This window comes from Neobacillus sp. WH10 (assembly GCF_030123405.1).
In the GTDB taxonomy this organism is placed as follows: Bacteria; Bacillota; Bacilli; order Bacillales; family Cytobacillaceae; genus Neobacillus.
Genome location: NZ_CP126110.1, coordinates 2,262,720 through 2,287,698, shown reverse-complemented (window position 1 = coordinate 2,287,698; position 24,979 = coordinate 2,262,720). Strand labels below are relative to the sequence as shown.

Below are 24,979 nucleotides of genomic sequence, written 5' to 3'. Positions count from 1 at the left end.
AAAAAATCCTCCTACATTGTTATAAAGGGTATTTAAATTAATTACTTCTCAATATTCCCACTCTGTGTGTTTGGCATTACAACAATATTTCTGTCGATTTTTCCAAACCGGCACCTTACTCCTTTAATAATGTCCTTCACTAGTAATTCCAAGCCAATCAACGTTAACGATGGAAAATCGGCAAATAGCTTTTTAACCTCCCACTTAAGTTCATTCTTTCCACAGATGCTATGACGATTGATTTTGTCTACCTCTTCCTTAATCTTTGCCATTTCAATCTTTTGCTCATCTACTGGTAAAAGTGCCAGTTCGTCCAATCGTTTGAGGAATTCGACCGATTTTTTGATTTTAACTGCCACTTCATCATAAACATCTTTTGTAATAATGTTATTTTTGTATTTAAATTCATTTAATTTTAAGGCAGAATCATATGTTGCTCGGACAATGTCTTCCCTTGTCATTTTGTTCGTTTCATAGCTCAGCATATTCTTCCATGAAGGCTGCTTCATTGCCGCACGGAAGTCCTCAAGTTTATGGCAGAATTTTTTATAGCCATATTTTTCCGGATTTTCAAAAGCTGGACTTCCTGGATCAAGAAATGGTGAAAGCGGTGCGACAAAGTAAGAAATACCTGCATTTCCACCACACTCTTTGTGAATAATTTCACAAAAATCCACATTCCTCATAGCACTTTCATAATCTTGATTAGGTATTCCCGTCATAAAGAATAAATCAATCTTAGCACAGTCATGTTTTAGGGCATATTGCAGCATTTCGATAACCTTATCATTTGTACAAGGCAGCTTTCCATTATATTTTCGAATATCTTCATCGGCTGATTCAAGCGTAAGTTCAATACTATATTTAGGCATAGCCTTGTTTAACCGTTTGAAAAATTCCTCATCTGCATAATTGAATAATTCAAAAACGATTTCATTCTTCAAGTCCATTTTTTCTAAACCAGTTAAGAATTCATCAACGTAATCTTTTCCGCCTTGCCTGATATCATTTAACAGGAAAATGGGTGCCCGGGTAAATCGTTGAATTAACGCAATATCTTCAAGCATTTTCTTAGGAGAGCGCATCACAAGCTTTTTCCTATTACAGTTAAGAGCGTAAGCATCTTTTGAACCGCCGCATATTAAACAATTATATGTACAACCTTTAGAAGTTAAAATTGCTGTATTCGGATAATGCAGCCACCCCTTGTATGGCAGTGGGTCTAATAGATTAAAATACTTAAAAACAGATCTAATGATATAACGGTAGCCAGGTAAATTATAATCATCTAGACTATCTGGGACATAGGACATTTCATTGAAATGATATAAACCCTCTTTTTTCCATGTAAGATTGGGTATATCAAAAAAACTCTCCTCGTTTTTCTCCAATTTATTAAGAAGCATGAGAATTAGCTTTTCAGTTGTATCACCCCGCATCACGAAATCAATACAAGGATATTCAATAAGCTCCTTGTGAAAATAAGTGCTGGAAAGTCCTCCGAACATAACTGGGGTATCTGGATGATACTTCTTTATAATCTTTGCAAGTTCTACACTGCCATGAGCGTGCGGCAGCCAATGAAGATCAATTCCAAACGCTTTAGTCTTTATTTTTCTGATTTTCTTTTCTACATCAAAATTGGGATTTAGAAGCATCCGATTGGCGATATTAATTATCTTCACTTTTAATCCAAAACGTTCTAAATAATCCCCAATGCTGGTTAAGCCAATCGGGTACATTTCAAACACAGGGGAAGAAGGAACCACATCACTGATTGGACCAGTAAACAGCATCTCTTTACGGAAATCATAAACAGTAGGTGGATGCAGCAATACCAAATCATACATATTCAATCACCTTCCTAAATATCTATTTCTACTACCTTATAGTAATCTATTTTTTTGTAATAATCTCGTATAAATATTACAAAAAACCGATAATTCCCAAAATATAGGAATAACCTCTTTTTCACTATAGATATAGAAAAAACCGAAGAAGGTTATTCTTCGGTTTTCCTGAGGCGATTCGAAAGATCCGATTAAAGACCTCTTCCTGCTTTAAGTTTAGTAGCTTAAACCTGAGCCAAATCCATATAAACCTGGAATGGTTACCGGAAGCTTACCGGATGGATTGATTTCACCGGTCAGTACTCTCGCCAATGCTTTTACTGAAACGTCACGATCTCCGTATGTTGCTAAATAAGCATTAACATTAGGAAAAGCCATTAAATCATATGGATTACGAATTGCTGTAACAATCACTGGCTTTCCAGTTTTAAGCAAAGCGTTTACAAGGTTTTGCTGCGCTGTATTGGTGTTAGCAGTATAGGTCGTAACGATTATTTTATCCGCCTGTTGTGCTTGTGATACTGCAGAATTGATTTGCGCCGTAGTTGGAGACGCCCCTGTAGAATAGAAATAACTGTTAAAGCCTTTCGTTTTAATTAGATTAGACAGCATCTCAGGCTTTCCAGTTGATGGTCCGGTTACAAAAATCTTTTCTGTTTGTTTGATTGGGAGAAGACTGTTCTCATTTTTTACTAGTGTAATACTTTTATTGGCAATTTCATCTGCTGCTGCTAAATGATCAGCAGTTCCAATATTTGAAATGGCAGTCTCATCTGTATAAGGATTTTCAAACAATCCTCGTTTTAGTTTTGCTTCCAGAATACGATAAACAGATTCATCAATCCGATTTTTACTAATTTCTCCACTCTTGGCAGCTTCGAGCATGCCATTATAAGCCACCTCAACGTTTGGCGGGTTAAGCAGAATATCGGCTCCTGCTTTAAAAGCTTCTACAGCCACTCGCTCTGGAGGAACGACATTTGCACCCGACATGCCCAGGCTGTCTGTAATAATTAGTCCATTAAACCCTAGTTCTTCTCGAAGTAATCCAGTAAGAATCGGTTTTGAAAGTGTCGCCGGCAGACCTGAATCATCCAAAGCCGGAACAACAATATGAGCGGTCATAATCGCATCAATTCCCGAATCTATTGCTGCTTTAAATGGTTTTAAGTCAATTTTATGCAAGGTCTCTAGATCATGAGTAATAATTGGAAGGCCATAATGAGAGTCAGTAGCAGTGTCGCCATGACCAGGAAAATGCTTTGCCGTTGCAATCAAATTTTCATTTTGATATGCCCCAACTTGTGCAACAGTCATATCAGATACAAGACCTGGGTCTTCACTAAAGGAACGAACACCAATAACTGGATTTGCGGGATTTACGTTTACATCAGCAACTGGTGCAAAATTCATATTGACTCCAATACTTTTTAATTCTGTTCCTAAAATAGCTGCCGTTTTTGCTGCATAATCTGTTGAACGGGTCGCTCCAAGAGCCATATTGCCTGGAAAAACTGTTCCTGGACTTACTAATCTTTGCACAATTCCACCCTCTTGATCAGTTGAAACAAAAAGTGGAATAGGCATTCGCTGATCCATTGCTATTTTTTGTATTCCATTAGATAAAGCATTTGTTTGGGCAGCATCAAGCGGAGATAGAACGTTATCCGTCCAGTTAAAATATATGACACCCCCGACATGGTACTTCTCAATAACCTCTTTAAAGTTTTTCCCGCCGCGATTTGAATTGAGATTAGTAGTTTCGTAATTGGGATCAGTTGGTGTTTTTCCATAAACATGGACAATGAAAAGCTGTCCAATTTTCTCTTCGAGCGTCATGTGCTGGAGCTTGCTTTGAATCCAGCCTCGTTTCGCTTCACCATCTTTCCAGCCAGGTCTCGTTGGATCCTCCCACCCAGCAAGAGTGTATAAAGGTAAGCTAAGGACTAGAAGTGACATCATTACTACAATTGAAAACAATCGGTTAATTTTCATGTTTATCCCTCCTTCTTTATTGCTTATTTCCTCGTTTTAATGTTATCTCTGCTGTAACTGGACGATGATCAGAAGCAAGAGTTTCAAGAACTTTAGAAGTTTTAGCCTCAATTTGCGGCGATAGTAAAATATAATCTATCCTTTTAGAAGGATTGTTGGCTGGGTAAGTTAGTCCAGGTCCAGCGTTTGTTAATGCCCAAGCATCGTTGTATTTTTCAAAAAGAGGCTGTAATTCCGGAGCATTAGGACCAGCGTTCATATCACCTGCTAATATGCTGTATTCGTGTTGTCCAGCGATGTTCAGCATATCAGCGACCTGCATTTTACGTACAGTTGGGTCTGCTCGGTAATCTAAATGTGTTACATAAAACCAAACCTTAGCTCCTTTTACATTGATAAGGGCTTCAAGAAAACCAGGAGCAGGTTTAGGTACCGGATTGGCCTCTTGTGTTGAAAGTCTTGTAATCTCCCTATTGTTGGCTTCAAGGATTGGGTACTTGCTGAGTACTGCTACCCCGAATTCTCTTCTTGGATCACCCGGTGTTAAAGGATCTAAACTGTAAATTGGAGTAAAGAAATAATACATATCAAGCTCATTAGCAAGTATTTCAATATCGTTTTCAAATAGGCTTCGAGCTCCCCAATGTACATCAACCTCTTGGAGTGCAATAATATCTGCTCCAGACTGGCGAATCGTTTCGGCAGTTCGTTTAATGTCATACTTTCCGTCTGAACCTGCGCCAGCTTGGATATTATAGGTCATAACTTTGACATTAACCTCTCGCCCCTGTGCAAATTCACCCATCGCGTAACCATTTGATCCATTCAAAAATGTGAATGATATTAAAAGCAGAAAGGAAAACCACAGTTTTTTACCAATCCCCATAAATAAAAATCCCCACCTTCTATGAATATGGAATTTACATTTTTCTATTAAATTTTGAAGCCTATTACAATAAAAGAAACTAATTTAAATGCAACAATTGAGGTTAATGTAAGAACTTTTGCAGCGAAAGAATGGATTAAAGAAATGAAACATGACAATTTGAAGTATGAAAAGCAAATTCTAAGGAGAGGTTCAAATGAAACAGTGGTATAAGAAAACTAAGATTTTAAATATCCCAATGACATCCCCCTTCCATCAACATAGTATAGACAAGACAAAAATAACAAATTGTTGTATAGTTGTCTATACAACGATAGGATCAAAAATATCCACTATTAAGACTATTTATAGTTCCATTCTCCCATGACAAGTAAATACTTGAATTAATGTGAATTGTAATGCTACTAAAATCCCAAAATAAGACACACTAACTATGGGTGGATCTTAATCATAGCTGAACTATCTTTTTTATTTAAAAAATAATCCTAATTAACCAAAAACGCCAAAGAAGTTAATTCTTCGACGTTTCAGGCAACTCTTCATCCTCTTTAAATTTATCTAAAATCGTTATCGTATCAACTAGATGATTGTTAAAAATCTGTTTTGCCACGGCCAACAATTCAATAATCATCGGGTCCTTCAATGTGTAAATAACTTTATTTCCTTCCTTCGTACCAGAAACAATATTCTTCGCTCTTAGAATGGTAAGCTGCTGTGAAACAGCCGACCCTTCGCTGCCTACAAGGGTTTGAATTTCGTTAACATTCTTATCCCCTTCTGCCAGCAGCTCTAATATCCGGATTCGTAATGGATGGGCTAATGCTTTAAAAAATTCTGCTTTAAATCGCTGCATTTCCAAATTCAATTCATCATCACCTTTCTACAATAAAGATAACTCGCCGATCGGCAAGCCCCTTAGGGCGAAGACAGAGGCGTAATTGTCCTTATCCGATAGGAAACTTTATCTTTCTTATCGGCCTAGAAGGTAGCGGTAAGCTTCTTTTGCTCGCCTCCACTGCCTCTGACGGCGAGAGTTGTTTGCACTCTCTAAAGGCAAAATGTTTACAACCGAAACATTTATTTTTATTAATATGAGATAGTGCATATTGGATGGCCTCTCCGGTGTGTTCAAAGAAATGTTCCTCTCCAATCACTTGATATAGGCCTGTTTTTTTCATAACATTATCCGGTTGCGGATTTAAACCCGATATCAATACTATACCATTTTTCGAAAAATGGTGTACAATCCGTGATAGATTCGCTTCCCCGGTTGTATCGATAAATGGAACTTTACCCATTCTTAATAAAAGTATTTTCGGACAATAATTAATTGTCTTCATGATGGTTTCTTCAAATGTAAGGGCGGCTCCAAAAAACAATGGGCCTTCTACATTAAAAATACTGATTTGCGGACAGTCATGTGTGTCTGTAACCATTCCTGTCTCCAACTTTTCTTGTTTGGTTTCAGGGTTTGGCAATGCCTTTTGTGTCACCATCACATCACTCATCCTCTTGGCAAAAAGAATGGCTGACATGATCAAACCCACCTCGACTGCCATGGTCAAATTGACAAAAACAGTTAATAAAAATGTAACGACAAGCACAATTGAATCGGTTGTTCTTGTTTTTAATATATGGGCGAATACCTTTCTTTCACTCATGTTCCATGCAACCACCATCAGAATTGGTGCCATACTTGCTAATGGAATATAGGAGGCATATGGCGCAAAAAACAGCAGAACGAGTAATACCACTACCCCATGAATAATTCCTGAAAAAGGCGAAACTGCGCCATTCTTAATATTGGTTGCCGTTCGGGCAATGGCACCGGTCGCTGGAATTCCGCCAAATAATGGTGTAATTATGTTGGCTATCCCCTGACCAACTAACTCTTTGTTACTGTTATGCTTACTATTGGTCATCCCATCTGCCACGACTGCAGAAAGAAGGGATTCAATTCCGCCTAGCATAGCAATAACAAAGGCCGGCTTTATTAATTTTATAATTATCTCCATATTTATGTCCGGAATATGAATTTGCGGTATTGTACTTGGGATTTCACCGTATGCAGTCCCGATTGTTGCCACCTGACTCGGGAAAAACAATGTCGCAGCCAGGGTAGATACAATTATACCAATAAGTGGTCCTGGAACCTTTGGAGCGATTTTCGGTGTTAGGATTACGGTTACTAAACAAAGTGCTGCCGTTAATACACTAAAAATGTTAGTTGTGTTAATGTGAATAAAAATCTCAGCGATGTTTCTAATAAATTCCTCATGCTTCTGAATACCCTCTAAACCTAGGAAACTATCTAATTGGCCTGTAAAAATCGTGACAGCTATGCCGGTTGTGAACCCAATTGTAACCGGTCTAGGAATATATTTAATCAATGAGCCCAGTTTAAATATCCCCATTAATAGAAGAATAACCCCAGCCATCATTCCGGCAATGAGTAAATTTTCATAGCCGTACGTCATCACAATTCCGAACAAAATTGGGATGAATGCCCCAGTCGGCCCACCAATTTGATACTTCGAACCTCCACATAAGGAGATGAGAATCCCGGCAACAATGGTCGTATAGATTCCATACTCTGGCTTCACCCCTGAAGCAATGGCGAAAGCCATGCCAAGTGGAATCGCAATGACCCCAACAATCACCCCTGAAAGGAGATCCTTTGGCAGGCTACTTAAGGAATAATTATGGAATCTTTTGTCAGTAAACATATTAACCCTTCTTATCTTATGATTTTTGGTCGATAGGAATGTTGAAATATCCTATCAGGCATAAGTGCAATTACGCCTCTGTCTTCGCCTAACGGCATGCCAATCGACGAGTTTTCTTTATATATCTGATTATTTGAATATAGGATAATAAAGAAGAATAATCAAGTGTTTTTTTAAAAAAATACACTTGTACTTTTTTCTATCTTAGTGTTATAATAATCGAGCGATGAGCTGAATTGTGTAAGCCGAGGAACATTCCTTAATGGAACACACAATGTGGAGTGTGGTTCTTCGCCTCAATACGCAAAAGACGTCTGATTAATCAGGCGTCTTTTTTATTAAAATTAGCACTTTTCACGTAAATTTTTTATAATATTTAGGTGATATATTTTTTAAAATAGTGGAGGGATTAAAGTGAATAATCACGAAATCGATTACAAGATTTTTGGCGATGATATGCAGTTTGTTGAGGTGGAACTTGATCCGCAGGAGACGGTTATTGCCGAGGCAGGAAGCTTTATGATGATGGAAGATGATATACATATGGAGACCATCTTTGGTGACGCATCTGGCAGCGATGGCGGCGGATTAATGGGCAAATTATTCAGTGCCGGCAAGCGGATAGTTACCGGTGAAAGCTTATTTATGACGACATTTACGAATACCGGAATGGGTAAGAAACACGTATCGTTTGCCTCTCCCTACCCTGGTAAAATCATTCCGATGGATTTAAGTGTGCTTGGCGGAAAAATCATCTGTCAAAAGGATGCATTTCTTGCTGCTGCAAAAGGAGTACAGGTGGGCATTGAGTTCCAACGAAAAATTGGGGCAGGCTTCTTCGGCGGCGAAGGCTTTATCATGCAAAAGCTTGAAGGAGACGGAATGTGCTTTGTCCACGCTGGCGGAACGATTACGAGAAAAGAACTCCTTCCAGGCCAGACCTTACGGGTGGATACGGGTTGTTTAGTCGCGATGACGAGCAATGTTCAATATGATATTGAATTTGTAAAAGGGGTAAAAACTGCGTTATTCGGAGGAGAGGGCCTGTTCTTTGCAACATTGCGCGGACCTGGTTCCGTTTGGATTCAATCACTGCCGTTTAGCAGGCTAGCCAGCCGTGTATTTGCCGCTGCGCCTTCTCGCGGTGGAGCAAAAGATGAAGGCAGTTTAGCCAAAGGTATCTTTGATATGTTTAGCGGTGACTAATTACAATTAATATTAGAAAAGAGGGTTTCCCAAAAGTATAACTTTTAGGACACCCTCTTTTAAGTTAGACCATATGCTTTCATATGCAATCTTTTTAAACTAATTTATTTTTAGATTTTGTAATTTTTTTGTTACTTTCTCTCGTTTTAGATTATACGATTGCCATGGCAGGCTATTTGTTCTTGCTTCCTTTTGCCTTTCGAGTAAGATGGTTTGTAATTCCGGTATATTTTGATCCTTTTCATAAAGGTCAATTAATCCACTTACACCTGTTGCAGATAAACTGTTAAGATAATGGACATCGATTTTCCCGCTGTGCTCATAACGATTCATATTTTCCTTAACGACTATATTATCTAAATCTATAACTGCAATAGCTGTATAGTAAATTAATGATGTAATAAAATAAAAATGGAATAGCGACAGTTTTTCAACCCAAATTTTCACTAACGTATAGGTAAAAACAACCACAAGGAATATCATGAATGAATGTGCAAGCACTCTCGTAAAGGTAAATCCATAGGCTTCCTCATACATACTCAACCTTAAAAATGCAGAACTTAGCATCACTCCACTAGATAAGACGAGAATGGTAAGCATCAATTTTGTCAACCGTCGAACACCATTTTTCCCACGGTCTCCGAAAGTTAACACTATGATTGTAATCGACAAATTAATCATCGTGACAAACAAGAGTTCAAAGAATCCTTTCCTAGCATATTCTGCGTACGTCATATTTCCATGTAATGTTCCGCTAAAGAAATACTTGAATTGTACAATTGTAAATAAGACATAGACTGCATTGATTAAGATCAGTACTGTTATTATTATTATAGAGTCAAGCTTCTGGAATTGAGTAACATTCGCCTCCTGCTTGATGACTTTAATATGTTTTTGAAAAAGGACTTGCATTAGACCAAAAAAAGCTGCAGTAAAGATAATGATCGCGAATAATCTAAAAACACTTTCTGCGTCGACCACTCGAAACCAATCAGGAAAGCCTCCAATTATTCTTTCAAACTGCGAATCAGCCGAGACTAAAAGCCTTAAGACAACGGCAAGTACGGGAATAGAGATGACCACCCCAATCAAAACCTTTTTCCAAATGATTAATCGATCTTCGTCCACACCTCGTCTTAAACCTTTTCCCAAATAGGTTGCAAAAAAGGCATTATACTTAAATGCGTTTAACATCCTTGAAAATAAGTAGCTCACAAACGCTAATTGACTCCATCGAAAACTTTTTGGGCTCGTAATTAACACAATGTGGAAAATTACCAAGGAAGGAATTACGATAATATTTAGAGCATAAAACAGGATGTTATCATTTAAAAAATAACTTACTGTCAAGAGCCAAATACAGCAAAGTACAAGATACCCAAAGCGTTGATGGGAAAAGGAGAAGCGGCGGAATCGCCAATAAAATACCGAATAAAATACCATGACAAATACTATATAGGAGATTCCAATTTGTCCACGGAAAAATGATTCTTCTGCGAGAATCCCGAGCAGCAGACATATGAATAAAAAAAGCCAATCCATTTTGTTAATTTTTGTTTCCATCTTTCATCCCTCTTTTATATAGATTTTCTATATATATAGTTGTACTAGGTATGGTTGCAAAAAAAACTGCTCATATCGACCCTTTTCGCCCCCAGCGATAGCCAATCCAACTTACTGGGTAAAGGAAAATAGTAAAAATGATACAAGCAATAATAAACGTTTTTGTTAGTAAAGGTGCGAACCATGAATGCGGAATAATGTGAAAAACCGTTAAGAACATCAAGATTAAGTTTGGGATGAGTGACAGCAGGAACGTATTTTTGAGAAGTGTTCGTCCCTTATGTCCAAAACCTTTCCCTATTTCATAACCAAGCAATGCCCAAAAGAACATATACAAAAACGCGATTAACGTTGGGATTGCCGTTAAATAACCCCAGATAGCTGCTAACCATTCCCATTGAAAAAGATTATGGGCCAGCGTTAATAAACTTCCTCCGCCAAAAAAAAGAATATTCAATAGAATAAATAGCCATTTCATGTTACTCGGTGTAACGGAAAGTTCTTCTTTCCACAATTCCGCTATCTCTTTCGGACTCCCAAGCCTTGATACAATTCTTTTCATCATTTCATCCTCGGTAGAACAATCAAAGGATTCAATCAGAATTTCATCAATATGCGATTCGTATTCAAGAAGGATATCCTCTTTATCTTGATGATTACCAAGTCCTTTTGCCAGTTCTTCAAGAAATCTATTCTTCTGCCGTTCCATGCTTCGATCTCCCAATCACCTTGTTCATTACTTGGACGAAGTCCTGCCATTCACGGGTTTTTTCACCTAATAGTTCTTTCCCGGCATTTGTAATTCGGTAATATTTACGTGCAGGGCCCTTCTCCTGCTCCTGCCAATAACATTCAATGTACTCTTGCTTCTCAAGTTTATGAAGGGCCGGATACAAGGTTCCCTCTTTTACACTCAAACCATTATCGCTGCGCTGTTCAAGCTCTTTTACTAATTCATAGCCATACATATCTCGCTCGTTTAATAATTGGAGTAAAATTAACGATGTACTTCCTTTGACCAATTCACGATTAAACATTTTCTCACCTACCTAGATATATTAGGTACAAAGAAATTCTACATCGATTTAATTTCTTTGTAAAGCAAAAGTGGATATTTTTTTATAAAAAATAGTGACGACTACATAATCGCCACTTCCTACCCTCATTATTTCATTTTTAGATTGTTTTTTTGTCTCTCTATGAATTGGTCCCTTTCACCTCCATCAGATAGTTCCTCTGAAAATTCATGTTTTGCTGTATGACCTACTAATTCTCCAGTTTTGATCGTTTTCGGCGGCAAATTATTGTTTGGTGCAGCCTGTTCATTCCATTTATCCATTAATATCACCTCTTTATTATTAGTATCTAGTTGTTTATCTTTGTTTATCCAAAAAACGCTTGAATGTCGTATCGCTAAAAACTAGACAATCATTTTATTAAATACAGTTCTTACTCACTTGCACTGTCATTTTCTCGATTCTTTTTTATTCTGAAATGATAAATTAAATAACAGGCAACTACAAATGGGACGCCTAGATACAATGCTAATCTTTGTTCAGCGTCAAATGCTAAACTTGCTAACACGATGATGTTTAACGTTAATGCAATGCTTGGCAGTATTGGATAAAGTGGTGTTTTAAATTTAAGATTATCCACGTTTCCGCCTTCACGAATAAATTTTCTACGGAAGGCAATTTGCGAAGCGGTTATCGAAATCCAGCCCACTTGAGCAGTTAATCCTGCCACTGAAAGCAGCCAAACAAAGACGGTTTTTTCTGCGAAAAATCCTGACAATAATGACAGTAACGCTATCCCCATAGTTAAAAGAAGTGCGTTGATCGGAACACCTTGTTTATTTACTTTAGTTAGACCCGGGCTGGCCATTTTTTCTCTTGACATTGCGTACAACATCCGGGTTGCTGCATAGAGGCCGGAATTTGCAACAGAAAGCAAAGCAGTCAAGATAACAAAATTCATCAAATCCGCTGAATATGGAATTCCTATACTGTCAAAAACAACCACAAATGGACTTTCAATCACTCCTGCTTTATTCATTGGAATTAAACCTGCTAAAACAAAAATCGCTAACACAAAGAAAAATAGAGTACGCCAAACAGTTTGTCTAATCGATTTAGGGATTGTTTTTTCAGGTTCCTCACTTTCACCGGCAGCAATCCCAATTAATTCTGTGCCCTGAAACGAAAAATTAACCGCAATCATCGTAATAATCAATGCCCTTAACCCATTCGGCAGAAGTCCATGCGCCGTAAAATTCGATAAATAAGGTGCATTTTGACCGCCTTTCATGTCGATTAATCCAAACATAGCTGCTCCGCCAAGAACAATGAACATGATAATAGCTGCAATTTTGATACTTGAAAACCAAAATTCAGTTTCTCCAAACGCACGTGCAGATAAAGCGTTTAAGATAAATAAGACTACAGCAAAAAGTGCACACCAAATCCAAACAGGTGAATGTGGAAACCATCTTTGCATAAGCTGCCCACTTGATAGTAATTCTAATGCAACCGTTACAGCCCAGCCAAACCAATAGAGCCATCCAAGCGCAAACCCTGTTCCAGGGCCAATAAATTTGGTGGTATAGGTCTGGAAAGATCCAGATACAGGCATGGCAACAGACAATTCTCCAAGACAAAGCATCGTCAAAAACATAATGAAGCCGCCTACGAGATATGATAGGATAGCCCCAGTTGGCCCCGCCTGGCTTATGGTATAACCTGACCCCAAAAAAAGACCGGACCCAATGACTCCTCCAAGTGAGATCATAAATAAATGTCGAGCCTTCATGGTTCTTTTTAATTCATTTGTTGTGTTGTTTTCTGGTCGCTGCATTTTATTTCCCCTTTTTATCCAGCATTAACGGGCAGAACAAGCCCTACTTCAAGATTATGAAAGAACTAAAAAGAAAATGGGATAAACTATCCGTAAATGCCCGATTGATTCTACTATTTATCAGTGAGATATGAAAAAACCCTCCTATTGAATGATGTTTCACTTTTTCCTATTTTGCTCATTAAGCTGAAAACTACTCTACATAATAATTCTTCTTTTTTATAGTAATTTAAAATATATAAAAGAAGGATTCTATCAGATTTAATCTAAAAAACCTTCACTAAAATAAAGGTTTTTACATAAAATATACTAGGAATGAATCAATAAATGGAACGAATCAATTAAGCGTTTCCCTTTATATTAATTAACCATTCAAGCATAAATATTCCATTTTTCCCCCATACTAAATAAAAAGATGAGGTGAAGAAAATGGGACTACTCAACTCATTTTATCAATGGAAAGAGACACGGTATCAAAATCATTTGTCCAATATGAAGGATCAAGGTAAATGCCCTGATTGTCATGGTCGGGGATATACTGTGTATCCGTATAATGAATTTGCCTACTTTAATTCGTTTGAATGTCCGGGATGTCAAGGCAGTGGACATTATACAGATTGGGAAGAAATGCAATAAAGAAAACTTGCTGATTGGGGAGCCCTAAGTGCAAAGGCAGTGGCATTGTTCGTTTGAAAAACACAGCTTTTCAACTGGGAGGCTTATTCTAACAAAGATTTCCTAGGTGCTATGGTGCTTAAAAAAGGTGATAATTTCCTTTTTGTTTAAAAAAATCCCTTTCTGTGAAGGGATTTTTCCTTGAATGATTAAATACGCTTTTTGATTTGACTTTGATAGACTTTAGCTGTTCTTACCTCTATTGTCAGGGATCCTTTTTTCACAATTGTGTTTAAGAGTAACGGAACACCGGCAGTATTTTTAAACCTAAAATCCTTTCCACCATACGAAACGGTCGCATCTCTTCCAGTTGGCACGTATCCAACATGAAGTGAGTGATTATGCTTTTCAATATAACTGACACTTAACTGATCTATAGAATTATATAATGTAGAAGATGTCTGGCAAATCCCTCCTCCAATTCCATCGACCAATTTACCATCAACAATTTCTTGTGCTGGCTGGTACCCATGCTGAGCATCACTTGGTCCAACAGTCGTGTTAAAGGAAAAAGAATCCTGTGTACCGATAATAATATTATCTATCGCCTCAGCAGATAGAGCTATATTTTTATTTCGGCCAACAACTCCGCTATTAAAATAGGTCGTATATGAAGCTACGACTACTTCCCCTAATTGAGTTGCCTCTTCTGGCTTGTATCCACTTTCGGTAACATATAATGGCAGCTCAACATCTCCACCTTTGGCAGAAGCCTGAATAATCTTTTCAGATAATTCCGATTCATCTAGAACCGTTTGCGGTGTTCCTTTTATAACCTGACCATTTGCATCTAGCTTATCAAGAATCATTCTCTTGTCATAACCTGGGGTTTCATTTGTACCTCTCGCCAGTTCCTTAGTCAATTTTGCTATTTCTGCTTTGTATTTTTCTTTATCCGTTACAAACCCCAAATCCTTGGTATTAAAAGTTTTGATAATGTTTTTTGTATTTGGATCAATAATGTTTACAAATATGGGCCGCTTTTCCTCTTCTCTTTTCTTTTCCTCTTCTTTTTTCTTTTCTTCCTGTAATTTTTTTTCTTTTTCAATTTTCTGGTTCTGTTCGGATGCTTTTGCTTCCTTTTCTTTCGTCGTTTGTTCTGCACACCCGGTTAACCCAATTAAACTACCTGCTAATAAAATGGTTAAAAATCTAGTAAACATTAATTTTCCCCAACTTTTCTAAAATATTTATAATAATATTTAATAATCTATTGATATACTATTTGACGTTTTTAACAGGAATTTTGTTTCATAAATTCTCCTATTCTATTTCATTATTTATTACTATAAATCCTGCAAATATATTATAAACCACAACATTTGATTATTTTATCACTTTGTCATGATAATAAAATAATTTATTTTAATAAATTTATGAAAACAATAAAATAGACGTTAAGAACAAAGAATATTTAAAAGAAATAAGTAAATAGTAATAAATAAGTTTGTCATTGTTGGAGGTGCTAGAAATGTCTGTTTATGTTTATCAGACGTTTATCATAAGGCAGGAGAAATTTAAGGAAGGAATTGAAAATCTAAAAGAACTGAAAACATTCAGAAATGAGAATTATGCACATAGAGTGGAGATATTGACACCTATTTCCGGGGAGGATCATACTTACGCTTTGCTCTCGATCTATGAGGGCTTAGCCGAAATGGAATTACAAAACAAAAAAATGTTTGAAGACGATAAATATTTAGAGCTAATTGGTCCCTTTTTCCTTGAAAACATTGTTGAAGGGAGTATGTACACACAAATTTATCGAACCATGAGTGATACAAAATAAAAACTGGCACTAATCAATTTTAGCGCCTGACCATTCCATGAAATCAAAAAATGCCTAAGGATCAATTGAATTTCTACAAATTTACTATGTAGAATAAGGTTTGATTGATTTACCTAATCTAAAAAATGAAAAAAAGCAGCCAACCATGTATGAGATTGACTGCTTTTCATTTGGTTTAAAGCAGGGTCGAAATCCTACCTCTAATTTAATTTGTGAAAATGTTCAAATAGATTGTCACAATTATCTCTTTGCCCTACCTTTACAATATTTCTCATTCCGTAACCTCATAATTTTTCTTACTTTCCAACCAATTCAAGAGATTGGTTTTTATGCTGTTGATATAATGGATTTGTCGGGTCATGTTTAATCGCATTCTCAATCGCTTCAATTGCTTCTTGATGTTTACCAAGAGATCTGAGACTGTTTGCCTTATGAAAAGAAAAATCATAGCGATTTGGCTTTAATTCTAATAGTTTATTCATTTCAACCACAGCTTCTTCATGTCTTCCTAGTTCTCTCAAGTAATTTGATTTATGATAACGATAAAAAGTCTCTTCAGGGTTTTTAGCACTGGCTTTATCATATTCTAAAAGTGCTTCATTTGGTTTCCTCATGGAACGTAAACAATTAGCTGTATAAAAATAGAAGTCTAAATCATTGGGATTTATGGTTAAAGCTTTGTTGTACTGCTCAAGAGCTTCTTCATAGCTTTTTAATTCTTGTAAGAAAAAGCCTTTATAATAAATGAAATCAAGGTTTTGATTATCAATTTCAAGACCTTTTTCAATCTCTGAAATAGCTTGGTCATACTCATCGATTCTGGCAAGTGTTTTTGCTTTTTTAATAAATGCATTATTTTCTACATATTCTTTGTTCAGAATGCTTACAACCTTTTCCTGCTCCATTTCTTTCGCATGTTGAAGTGACGACTTTCCGTCTCTATCTGGAAAATTCACATCTGCACCTGCTTTAACAAGCTCTTGAATAACATTAGAGTAAAGCCGACCGCCATTTCCTAAAATGACAGCCTCAAGTAGAGCAGACCAGCCTAAATTGTTCACATGGTTTACCGGAACTCCAGCATCTAAGCAAACTTGTACAGTTTTCAGGTAACCTTTCTCACTAGAAGGTAACAATGCCGTACCACCAAAGCGATTTACACTATTTAGATCGGCACCATAATCGAGCATCAAAGTTAAAATTTCATGAAATCCGTTCGCACCAGAACAAATAAAAGGAGTTAATTGGGTTATATCTCTTTGGTTTACGTCGCTGCCAGCTTCAAGCAGCAATTTTACCACAGCAATTTGATTTTTTTGGGTAGCTGCCATTAATGCGGTTCGGCCGTTATCATCCTTATAATCAATACATGCCCCCTCTTGTAATAACTGTTTCACAGATGGTACATCACCATATTCACTAGTTTGAATAAGTTGTGCATTCAAGGAATTGTTTTCCAAAATTATCCTCCCCCTTTAGTTGTATGAACTAGAAGAAATAGTACGGGATTTTTTTAAAACAAAAGAAGCTCATGACATTGAGCTTCTTTTCAATTGTTATAATTGTCCTGTAATACCTTTACCGTTAAAGATAACAGCTTCGGGCTTTGGTGTTCAGGCTTAATCTTTATCTAAAAGAGCTGCACCTGCAATACCAGGTTTGGTCATTTCATAAATATTCAAAATAAGATCTAATTCTTCTTCAGTTAACACATCATACTTCAAGCATAACTCACGAACTGACTTTCCAGTTATTGTTGCCTCTCTTGCAATGCGTGCCGCCACTTCGTATCCCAAATGAGGATTTACGGCTGTGATAATGCCAACGCTTTTTTCTACATATTCCTTTAAGCGGGCCTCATTTGCTTCAATACCAGAGAGACAATGGTCGGTAAACGTTCGGAAACCATTGTTCATAATGCTGATTGACTGAAGCAAGTTAAAGACTAACACTGGCTCCATAACGTTCAATTCCAGCTGACCGGCTTCTGAAGCCAGACAGATGGTATGATCATTTCCAATTACCTGAAAGGCAATTTGATTGATCAGCTCAGGCATAACAGGATTCACTTTACCCGGCATGATGGAAGAACCTGGCTGACGAGCCGGTAAAGTTATCTCAGCTAGCCCTGCACGAGGACCTGATGCCATCAATCGGAGGTCATTAGCTATTTTTGACATGTTCATCATACAAACCTTTAATGCGGCAGACACTTCGGTATAAGCATCCGTATTTTGCGTAGCATCTACAAGATGATCAGCATTCACTAATGGCAGCCCAGTAATTTCCGCAAGGCGTTTCACGACATCTTTAATATATTTTGGATCTGCATTTAATCCGGTTCCAACAGCTGTTGCCCCCATATTCACTTCATATAAATGTGTTTGAGATTGCGAAATACGCTTCATATCCCGTTCAAGTACACGTGAGTATGCTTCAAATTCTTGGCCAAGGCGAATCGGCACAGCATCTTGAAGATGTGTACGCCCCATTTTGATAACGTTTTCAAACCGCTTTGCCTTATCCTTAAAAACCTTATGCATATCTTTCATAGTTTCAAGCAACTTTTCAAGCAACTTCAGTGTAGCAATGTGAATAGCTGTAGGAAATACATCATTTGTCGATTGCGACATATTTACATGACTATTTGGACTTAAATGGATATAGGCTCCTTTATCGTGTCCGAGCAATTCAAGAGCACGGTTCGCAATTACTTCATTAGCATTCATGTTCATTGAAGTCCCTGCTCCACCTTGAATAGGATCAACAATAAATTGATCATGCCACTTTCCTTCAATAATTTCATCGGCTGCCTGACATATTACATTTCCAAGTCCGCTATATAAGCGTTTTGTATTCATATTGGCAATTGCCGCCGCTTTTTTTACCATTGCTAGTGCTATTATTAACTCTTTATGAATTCGATAACCTGTAATCGGAAAATTTTCAACCGCCCTAAGTGTTTGGATTCCATAATACACATCTGTCGGTATTTCCTTCTTTCCTAAAAAGTCTTGTTCGATTCTTTTTGTGTCCATGAGCTTTTGTCTCCCACCTTTTTATTAACGAAGAATCTAATCAAAAAACTGATTCTCACACAAAATAATACCAGTTAAATGATCTTCTGTCTCCCTTTTCACTGTTAATTCGTTATTAATATTAGAAAACAGAAGAGAACTACACGTGAAACATAATATTTACCTTTCATGATTAATAAAATGATATTTTTTACAATCCATTCCGATATTTAACTTTATTAAAGGCGCTATTTATATTAAAAAAATAAAGGTGATTAAAAATCCGTGTTTTTCACGACTTTTCGATCACCCCTTTTTCCAACAATAAGAAAAAAATTATTTAAGTAAAGATTGATTAAATTTTTGTAATAACTGTCCGAATACTTTACATTCCTCATCCGGCCAATCAATTAATAGCTCTGCTATTCTTTCCAATCGTGCCTGCTTATACTCATTTAATTCCTTTAATCCCAGTTCCGTTATTTGAAAAGAATATGCCCTTCCATCTAATGGATCAGGAATTTTATATAAATAACCCTTGTGCTCTAAAGTGGCTGCTTGCCTGCTTACAGTTGAAATATCTAACTGGAACTCCCCAGCTAGTACTTTTACACCAACAGCCCCTTTTGTGGCGATCCGACGGAGTAATAAATATGCAGATCGGTCAAGATTCCAAAGTTTTTTATTTGTATTTGATGTAGATCGTCTTATAAGAATAGCCAGTTCAAGTTCAATCATTTCCAAAGATTGTTCATGCATTTCTTTATTACCTCACTGTTAAACTATTTCCTAAAACTATAATAACACACTCATCCATGCATTAATAACCACGATTAAATATCCCCTGGAAGAAAACACTATTGACCTTACGGAAAATAGTTGTATAATACAATCATATACTTTCATTATACAACTATTTTTTAAATGAGGTATTAGTTTGAATTATTATAATTGGGATTTAGGTAGCAATGCCCTTTAACACTTTATTGTCACAATGCTAAACCCAGCTTTTGACAGGGGGAAATTTCAATTAAAAAAGGAGAAATGTGAATGTCATCAACACCAACATCTGTTGCGTCATCATCATCTAAAATGAATTCGGCTACAGAAGTAAAAGGAAGTTTATTAACACAACCAAAGGCAATATGGGCAGTATTTTTTGCATCTATCATTGCATTTATGGGGCTTGGTCTTGTAGACCCGATTTTACCGGCAATTGCCGACCAATTGCACGCATCCCATAGTCAAGTTACATTACTTTTCACCAGCTATAATGCTGTGATGGCAGTAGCGATGCTCATAACTGGGATGATTTCATCAAGACTTGGAATTAAGTGGACACTCCTTACTGGCATTGTTATTATTGCAGTATTTTCTGCACTTGGAGGATTATCAAACGGCATTTGGACACTCGTCGGTCTTCGAGGCGGATGGGGACTTGGCAACGCTTTGTTTGTTGCAACAGCATTAGCAGCTATTGTCTCCCTTTCGAATAGCGGTACTGCAAAAGCGATTATTTTATATGAGGCTGCCATTGGACTGGGTATATCTGTCGGGCCGCTTCTTGGCGGCTGGTTAGGTGCCATGTCATGGAGAGGTCCTTTTCTTGGCGTCGCTACACTGATGGTTATAGCTTTTATCGGGTTATTTTTATTAATGCCAAAGGCGACCCATCTAAATACGGGAGTTAAAAAAACATCATTATTGGACCCATTCCGTGCCTTAAAACACCGCTCTCTGCTTGTTTTCGGTATCACGGCAGCCCTCTATAACTTTGGCTTTTTCACCCTTCTCGCTTATGCCCCTTTTGTCATGGGATTAGATGAGCATGGTTTAGGTTTTGTATTCCTTGGCTGGGGAATATTGTTGGCCATTACTTCTGTTTTCATGGCTCCTAAACTCCAACAATGGTTTGGAACAATTAAATCAATGTGTGCCATGTTAATTATGTTCGCCCTGCTCCTTTTTGCGATGGGGATATGGACTTCAACGCAATGGGTTATCATCACTGCCGTTATTGTTGCCGGGGCACTGCTGGGTAATAATAATACGTTAATTACAACCGCGGTAATGAACGCAGCTCCTGTCGAACGTTCTACAGCATCGGCTGCCTACAGCTTCCTCCGCTTTATCGGCGGTGCAATTGCACCCTTTATGGCCGGAAAGCTTGCAGAGATTTATAATCCTTCCGTTCCTTTTATTGTCGGAGGAGTTTTTGTACTTATTTCCGTTCTATTTATCTTAATCAATAATAAACACGTAATGCATGTTGATGATGCTGAAATAGGTCATTAATATTTCTTTATATGATCTGTCTTGAGTTGATCTCCACCCCAATTGTTAGACACCAACTAACAATTGGAGGTGCAGTTCAAGTCCAGATCCTTTTATTTTTCTAATTATCATTTCAACTAATGGATATCTCGCTTCTTAAAACGTCCACCACGTACTTCGGATATGTCCGCAATCGCCAGAAATGCCGATGGATCAATCTCCTCCACTATTGTCGTCAATTTAGATTCTTCCAATCTGGAAATGATACTAAAAATTACTTTTTTATTATCTCCTGTATAGGCACCTTGTCCATTTAGATATGTTACTCCACGGCCTAAACGATCATTAACTGCATTTCCAATTTCTTCGGCCTCGTCACTAATAATCCAAACAGATTTTGTTTCTTCTAGACCTGCTACTACAGCATCAATGGCTTTAGAGGCAACAACATATGCTAGCAGCGAATACATCGCTCGATCCCAACTAAAGACAAAGCCTGCTGCACCTAAAATAAATACGTTCATAATCATAATGATTTGCCCTACTGAAAAAGGAACCTTTTTATTAATTACTAGTGCTAATATTTCTGTTCCATCTAAAGCACCGCCATTACGAATAACCAATCCAACCCCTATCCCTAATATCATTCCACCAAAAAGGGTCGCTAAGAGAATATCATCAGTAAACGCGGGGATTGGGTGAAAGAACGAAGTAAAGATGGATAAAACAATAATCCCATATACTGTAGAAAAAGCAAAGGTTTTTCCCATTTGCTTGTATCCCATATATACAAACGGCAAGTTTAAAATAAATAGAAAGATTCCTAATTCCCAACCCGTAATATGTGAAAGCATGATCGAAATACCTGTTATGCCTCCATCAATTACATGGTTTGGGACTAAGAATATTTCTAATCCTGTTGCCATAAAAATCGCTCCGATGGTGATAGCAATTACTCGAAAAATAACCTTGCTGAGGGGCAGCTTGCGATGTTTAATGTTTTCTTTTGTTAATTCTGTCATTGAACCACACCTTTTTATTGATTTATATTTATGATTATTTTTCTTTTCAGAAATGAATTTTATTATCACGTTTATATTACTATATCATATTTTTATTAAAAAATGAACTCGAGTTCATATTCACTTTTAAAAAAAGGATTGGAAGCCCAGTTTAAATGGTTTCGTTTATAGGTGCGAAACAGTTAAATGACATAGAAAATGGCGTATTAAACTGCTTTCAGTTTTAGCACGCAATTTTTAAAAGTCATATGGACTTATTGACATTCAAATTCCTATTTTCAACTGAAGCACCCGATATTGCAAATAAGAAAATACGCCGATAATGGCAGCTGATCATTATGTGGATTTGCCTGTGGATAGTCCGATGCTAGGCTTATTCGGACAGGTCTTGCAGGAAATTTCCTATTCTTGTCCGAATGCCAGGCTTATTCGGACAGGTCTAGCAGGATATTTCCTATTCTTGTCCGAATGCCAGGCTTATTCGGACAGGTCTAGCTGGAAATTGCCTTCTCTTGTCTGAATGGAAGGCTTATTCGGACAGGTCTTGCAGGAAATTTCCTATTCTTGTCCGAATGCCAGGCTTATTCGGACAGGTCTAGCAGGAAGTTTCCTGTTCTTGTCCGAATCCTAGGCTTATTCGGACAGGTCTTGCAGGAATTTTCCTGTTCTTGTTCGAATCCTAGGCTTATTCGGACAGGTCTAGCAGGATATTGCCTTTGTTTGTCCGAATGCGAGGCTTATTCGGACAGGTCTAGCTGGAAATTGCCTTCTCTTGTCTGAATGGAAGGTTTATTCGGACAGGTCTAGCAGGAATTTTCCTGTTCTTGTCCAAATGCCAGGCTTATTCGGACAGGTCCAGCTGGATATTGCCTTCTTTTGTCCGAATGCTTGGCTTAAGATCCTATTAACCAATAAGCCTAAAAGTTGGTATATTCCTTTGTTAAAAATAAAAATAGCGTGAGAATTGACTCACGCTATTTTATGTGTCACTTAATACTTATACCCTCGAAAACTGAACCCTTTAAGGTCAGTTGTAACCCCCTTTGTTTTTGAAATGCCCAGTTCCATAGCCCAGCGGCGAGACAATTTCGCTCTTCGATTTTCCTTGATCTCAGTCAAAGCGCTCCGGTCTATTCGTCGCGCCCCGCTTTACTAATTAAGCCATGATTTTGCAAATATTATTGGTAAACTCGACTGGGTCCTCGATTGGCAAACCTTCAATTAATAATGCTTGGTTATATAACAGGGAAGTATAAAGCGTTAATTTTTCTTTATCTTTTTCAAATGCTGCTTTTAAAGATTCAAATATATCGTGATGGATATTGATTTCCAAAACCTTGTCTGCTTTAACATTTTGATTGTTTGGCATCGCATTTAGAATTTTTTCCATTTCGATCGATACTGCCCCATCGGTCGTTAAGCATACAGGATGTGTTTTTAATCTTTTCGATACTCTTACATCCTTTACTTTGTTAGTCAGAATATTTTTCATATAGTCAAAGAGCTCTTTATTCTCTTTCTCTTCAGAAGCAGTTTGTTGATTTTCATCTACTTCAAAACCTAAATCACCGCTTGCCACAGATTTGAATTCTTTTTCCTTGTAGGTCATTACCATTCTAATAGCGAATTCGTCTATTTCATCGGTGAAATATAAAATTTCATATCCTTTATCAGCGACTAGCTCAGTCTGTGGAAGCTTGTCAATTCTTTCGTATGTTACTCCAGTAGCATAATAAATATATTTTTGATCCTCCGGCATTCTTGATACATATTCGTCTAGAGTGACCATTTTCTTCTCTTTAGAGGAGTAGAACATCAGTAAATCTTGTAATTCTTCTTTATGCATTCCATAGTCACTGTAGACACCATATTTGAGTTGTCTGCCAAAAGAATTATAAAACTCTTGATACTTTTCTCGTTCATTTTTTAATATGTTTAGTAATTCACTCTTAATTTTTTTGTTAATATTTTTTGCGATAAGTTTTAATTGGCGGTCATGCTGCAGCATTTCTCTTGAGATATTTAAAGATAAATCCTCTGAATCCACCATGCCTTTAACAAAGCTGAAATAGTCAGGAAGTAAGTCGGAGCATTTGTTCATGATTAACACACCATTAGAATATAGCTCTAACCCTTTTTCATATTCCTGAGAGTAATAGTCGAAAGGTATTTTTTCAGGAATATATAAAATGGAATTATATCTTACAGCACCATCCACACTGATGTGGATATGTTTGATCGGCTTGTCAAAACCGTAATGTTTTTCCGCATAAAAATGATCATAGTCCTCTGTTGTAAGATCCTTTTTATTTTTCCTCCAAATTGGTACCATACTATTAATCGTTTGTTCTTCTTGAACATCCTCGTATTCGTCTTCACTGCCTTCTTTATGCCTTCTATCGGTGACATCCATTTTGATAGGGTAGCGAATGAAATCAGAATACTTTTTGATGATGGACTTTAAGCGGTATTCTTCCAGATACTCATCATAGTTCTCATCTTCAACGTTCTCTTTGATTTTCAAAATAATTTCGGTACCGACTGAATCCTTTTCAAATGGGAAAATTGTATAGCCATCCGCCCCCTTAGATTCCCACTTATATGCTTCCTCACTGCCTAAAGCTCTACTAATAACAGTGACCTCATCAGCGACCATAAAGGCAGAATAAAATCCGACACCAAATTGGCCTATGATATCGTGACCATCTTTTAATTCATTTTCACTTTTAAAGGCTAATGAGCCGCTTTTGGCTATGGTTCCAAGGTTATTTTCTAGATCTTCCTTGGACATTCCAATACCCGTATCAGTGATTTTCAAGATTCTATTTTCTTTATCAGCCGTTACTTTAATAAAGTAACTGTCCTTGTCAAAGGTTAAAGCATCATCTGTTAATGCTGTGTAATAAATTTTATCAATAGCGTCACTAGCATTTGACAGTAGCTCTCTTAAAAATATCTCCCGATGAGTATAAATGGAGTTGATCATCATGTCTAATAATCGTTTCGATTCGGCTTTAAACTGTTTCGTTTCCATTAGGACCTCTCCTTTAGTTTCCAATTTACAAATAAATTTTAGCACTCTATTCAATTGAGTGCTAACAAATATTTTAATAACATATAAAA

Annotated in this window: 20 protein-coding genes; 4 read left to right on the top strand and 16 right to left on the bottom strand. The window is 37.1% G+C overall.

Annotated elements, in window-relative coordinates; translation table 11 throughout:
• Positions 1–41: 41 nt before the first annotated feature.
• From QNH20_RS10825 to QNH20_RS10805, 5 genes are all read right to left on the bottom strand, one after another.
• Positions 42–1,850 (bottom strand): TIGR04190 family B12-binding domain/radical SAM domain protein, encoded by a 1,809-nt coding sequence (locus QNH20_RS10825; protein ID WP_283922888.1) that lies wholly within the window; start codon positions 1,848–1,850, stop codon positions 42–44.
• A gap of 216 nt (positions 1,851–2,066) precedes the next feature.
• Entirely contained in the window at positions 2,067–3,845 is a 1,779-nt protein-coding gene (locus QNH20_RS10820) for a glycoside hydrolase family 3 protein (RefSeq protein ID WP_283922887.1), read from the bottom strand.
• A gap of 16 nt (positions 3,846–3,861) precedes the next feature.
• Positions 3,862–4,731, bottom strand: a complete 870-nt coding sequence (locus QNH20_RS10815; protein WP_283922886.1) for an endonuclease/exonuclease/phosphatase family protein — start codon at positions 4,729–4,731, stop codon at positions 3,862–3,864.
• 511 nt (positions 4,732–5,242) lie between these two features.
• On the bottom strand, positions 5,243–5,596 hold the full coding sequence (locus QNH20_RS10810) for an ArsR/SmtB family transcription factor (RefSeq protein WP_283922885.1): 354 nt from the start codon (positions 5,594–5,596) through the stop codon (positions 5,243–5,245).
• Between the two features lie 79 nt (positions 5,597–5,675).
• Positions 5,676–7,457 carry a SulP family inorganic anion transporter gene (locus tag QNH20_RS10805; RefSeq protein WP_283922884.1) on the bottom strand — a complete coding sequence of 594 codons (1,782 nt, stop codon included), beginning with the start codon at positions 7,455–7,457 and terminating at the stop codon, positions 5,676–5,678.
• 414 nt (positions 7,458–7,871) lie between these two features.
• Between QNH20_RS10805 and QNH20_RS10800 the strand changes: the two genes are divergently transcribed.
• Positions 7,872–8,663 (top strand): TIGR00266 family protein, encoded by a 792-nt coding sequence (locus QNH20_RS10800; RefSeq protein WP_283922883.1) that lies wholly within the window; start codon positions 7,872–7,874, stop codon positions 8,661–8,663.
• A 99-nt stretch (positions 8,664–8,762) separates the two neighbouring features.
• Here the strand turns inward: QNH20_RS10800 and QNH20_RS10795 are convergent, their stop codons facing one another.
• The 5 genes from QNH20_RS10795 to QNH20_RS10775 form a co-directional block, all read right to left on the bottom strand.
• Positions 8,763–10,226 (bottom strand): DUF4153 domain-containing protein, encoded by a 1,464-nt coding sequence (locus tag QNH20_RS10795; protein ID WP_283922882.1) that lies wholly within the window; start codon positions 10,224–10,226, stop codon positions 8,763–8,765.
• 70 nt (positions 10,227–10,296) lie between these two features.
• Positions 10,297–10,935 carry an HAAS signaling domain-containing protein gene (locus tag QNH20_RS10790; RefSeq protein ID WP_283922881.1) on the bottom strand — a complete coding sequence of 213 codons (639 nt, stop codon included), beginning with the start codon at positions 10,933–10,935 and terminating at the stop codon, positions 10,297–10,299.
• Positions 10,916–11,263, bottom strand: coding sequence for a PadR family transcriptional regulator (locus QNH20_RS10785; protein WP_283922880.1), 348 nt, complete (start codon positions 11,261–11,263; stop codon positions 10,916–10,918). Before QNH20_RS10785 ends, QNH20_RS10790 begins: the two co-directional genes overlap by 20 nt.
• A gap of 128 nt (positions 11,264–11,391) precedes the next feature.
• Positions 11,392–11,565, bottom strand: coding sequence for a hypothetical protein (locus QNH20_RS10780; protein ID WP_283922879.1), 174 nt, complete (start codon positions 11,563–11,565; stop codon positions 11,392–11,394).
• 110 nt (positions 11,566–11,675) lie between these two features.
• Complete coding sequence (locus QNH20_RS10775; RefSeq protein WP_283922878.1) at positions 11,676–13,079, bottom strand: amino acid permease; 1,404 nt, start codon at positions 13,077–13,079, stop codon at positions 11,676–11,678.
• Positions 13,080–13,508: 429 nt separating this feature from the next.
• On the opposite strand from QNH20_RS10775, the gene QNH20_RS10770 reads away from it, so the two are divergent.
• Complete coding sequence (locus QNH20_RS10770) at positions 13,509–13,715, top strand: DnaJ-like cysteine-rich domain-containing protein (protein WP_283922877.1); 207 nt, start codon at positions 13,509–13,511, stop codon at positions 13,713–13,715.
• Between the two features lie 188 nt (positions 13,716–13,903).
• Here the strand turns inward: QNH20_RS10770 and QNH20_RS10765 are convergent, their stop codons facing one another.
• Positions 13,904–14,917: a VanW family protein gene (locus tag QNH20_RS10765; protein ID WP_283922876.1), complete on the bottom strand. Its 1,014-nt coding sequence runs from the start codon at positions 14,915–14,917 to the stop codon at positions 13,904–13,906.
• A 308-nt stretch (positions 14,918–15,225) separates the two neighbouring features.
• Between QNH20_RS10765 and QNH20_RS10760 the strand changes: the two genes are divergently transcribed.
• Entirely contained in the window at positions 15,226–15,543 is a 318-nt protein-coding gene (locus tag QNH20_RS10760; RefSeq protein WP_283922875.1) for a hypothetical protein, read from the top strand.
• A gap of 296 nt (positions 15,544–15,839) precedes the next feature.
• Here QNH20_RS10760 and QNH20_RS10755 read toward each other — a convergent pair whose 3' ends face one another.
• The 3 genes from QNH20_RS10755 to QNH20_RS10745 all read right to left on the bottom strand — a co-directional run bounded on the left by QNH20_RS10755 (position 15,840) and on the right by QNH20_RS10745 (position 19,319).
• On the bottom strand, positions 15,840–17,003 hold the full coding sequence (locus tag QNH20_RS10755; RefSeq protein ID WP_283922874.1) for an ankyrin repeat domain-containing protein: 1,164 nt from the start codon (positions 17,001–17,003) through the stop codon (positions 15,840–15,842).
• 159 nt (positions 17,004–17,162) lie between these two features.
• Positions 17,163–18,581 (bottom strand): aspartate ammonia-lyase, encoded by a 1,419-nt coding sequence (aspA, locus tag QNH20_RS10750; RefSeq protein WP_283922873.1) that lies wholly within the window; start codon positions 18,579–18,581, stop codon positions 17,163–17,165.
• Between the two features lie 315 nt (positions 18,582–18,896).
• Positions 18,897–19,319: a MarR family winged helix-turn-helix transcriptional regulator gene (locus tag QNH20_RS10745; protein ID WP_283922872.1), complete on the bottom strand. Its 423-nt coding sequence runs from the start codon at positions 19,317–19,319 to the stop codon at positions 18,897–18,899.
• 291 nt (positions 19,320–19,610) lie between these two features.
• Between QNH20_RS10745 and QNH20_RS10740 the strand changes: the two genes are divergently transcribed.
• Positions 19,611–20,855, top strand: coding sequence for an MFS transporter (locus QNH20_RS10740; RefSeq protein WP_283922871.1), 1,245 nt, complete (start codon positions 19,611–19,613; stop codon positions 20,853–20,855).
• A 116-nt stretch (positions 20,856–20,971) separates the two neighbouring features.
• Here the strand turns inward: QNH20_RS10740 and QNH20_RS10735 are convergent, their stop codons facing one another.
• Both QNH20_RS10735 and htpG read right to left on the bottom strand, forming a co-directional pair.
• Positions 20,972–21,856: a YitT family protein gene (locus tag QNH20_RS10735; RefSeq protein ID WP_283922870.1), complete on the bottom strand. Its 885-nt coding sequence runs from the start codon at positions 21,854–21,856 to the stop codon at positions 20,972–20,974.
• Positions 21,857–23,012: 1,156 nt separating this feature from the next.
• Entirely contained in the window at positions 23,013–24,890 is a 1,878-nt protein-coding gene (gene htpG, locus QNH20_RS10730) for a molecular chaperone HtpG (RefSeq protein WP_283922869.1), read from the bottom strand.
• Positions 24,891–24,979: the final 89 nt, after the last annotated feature.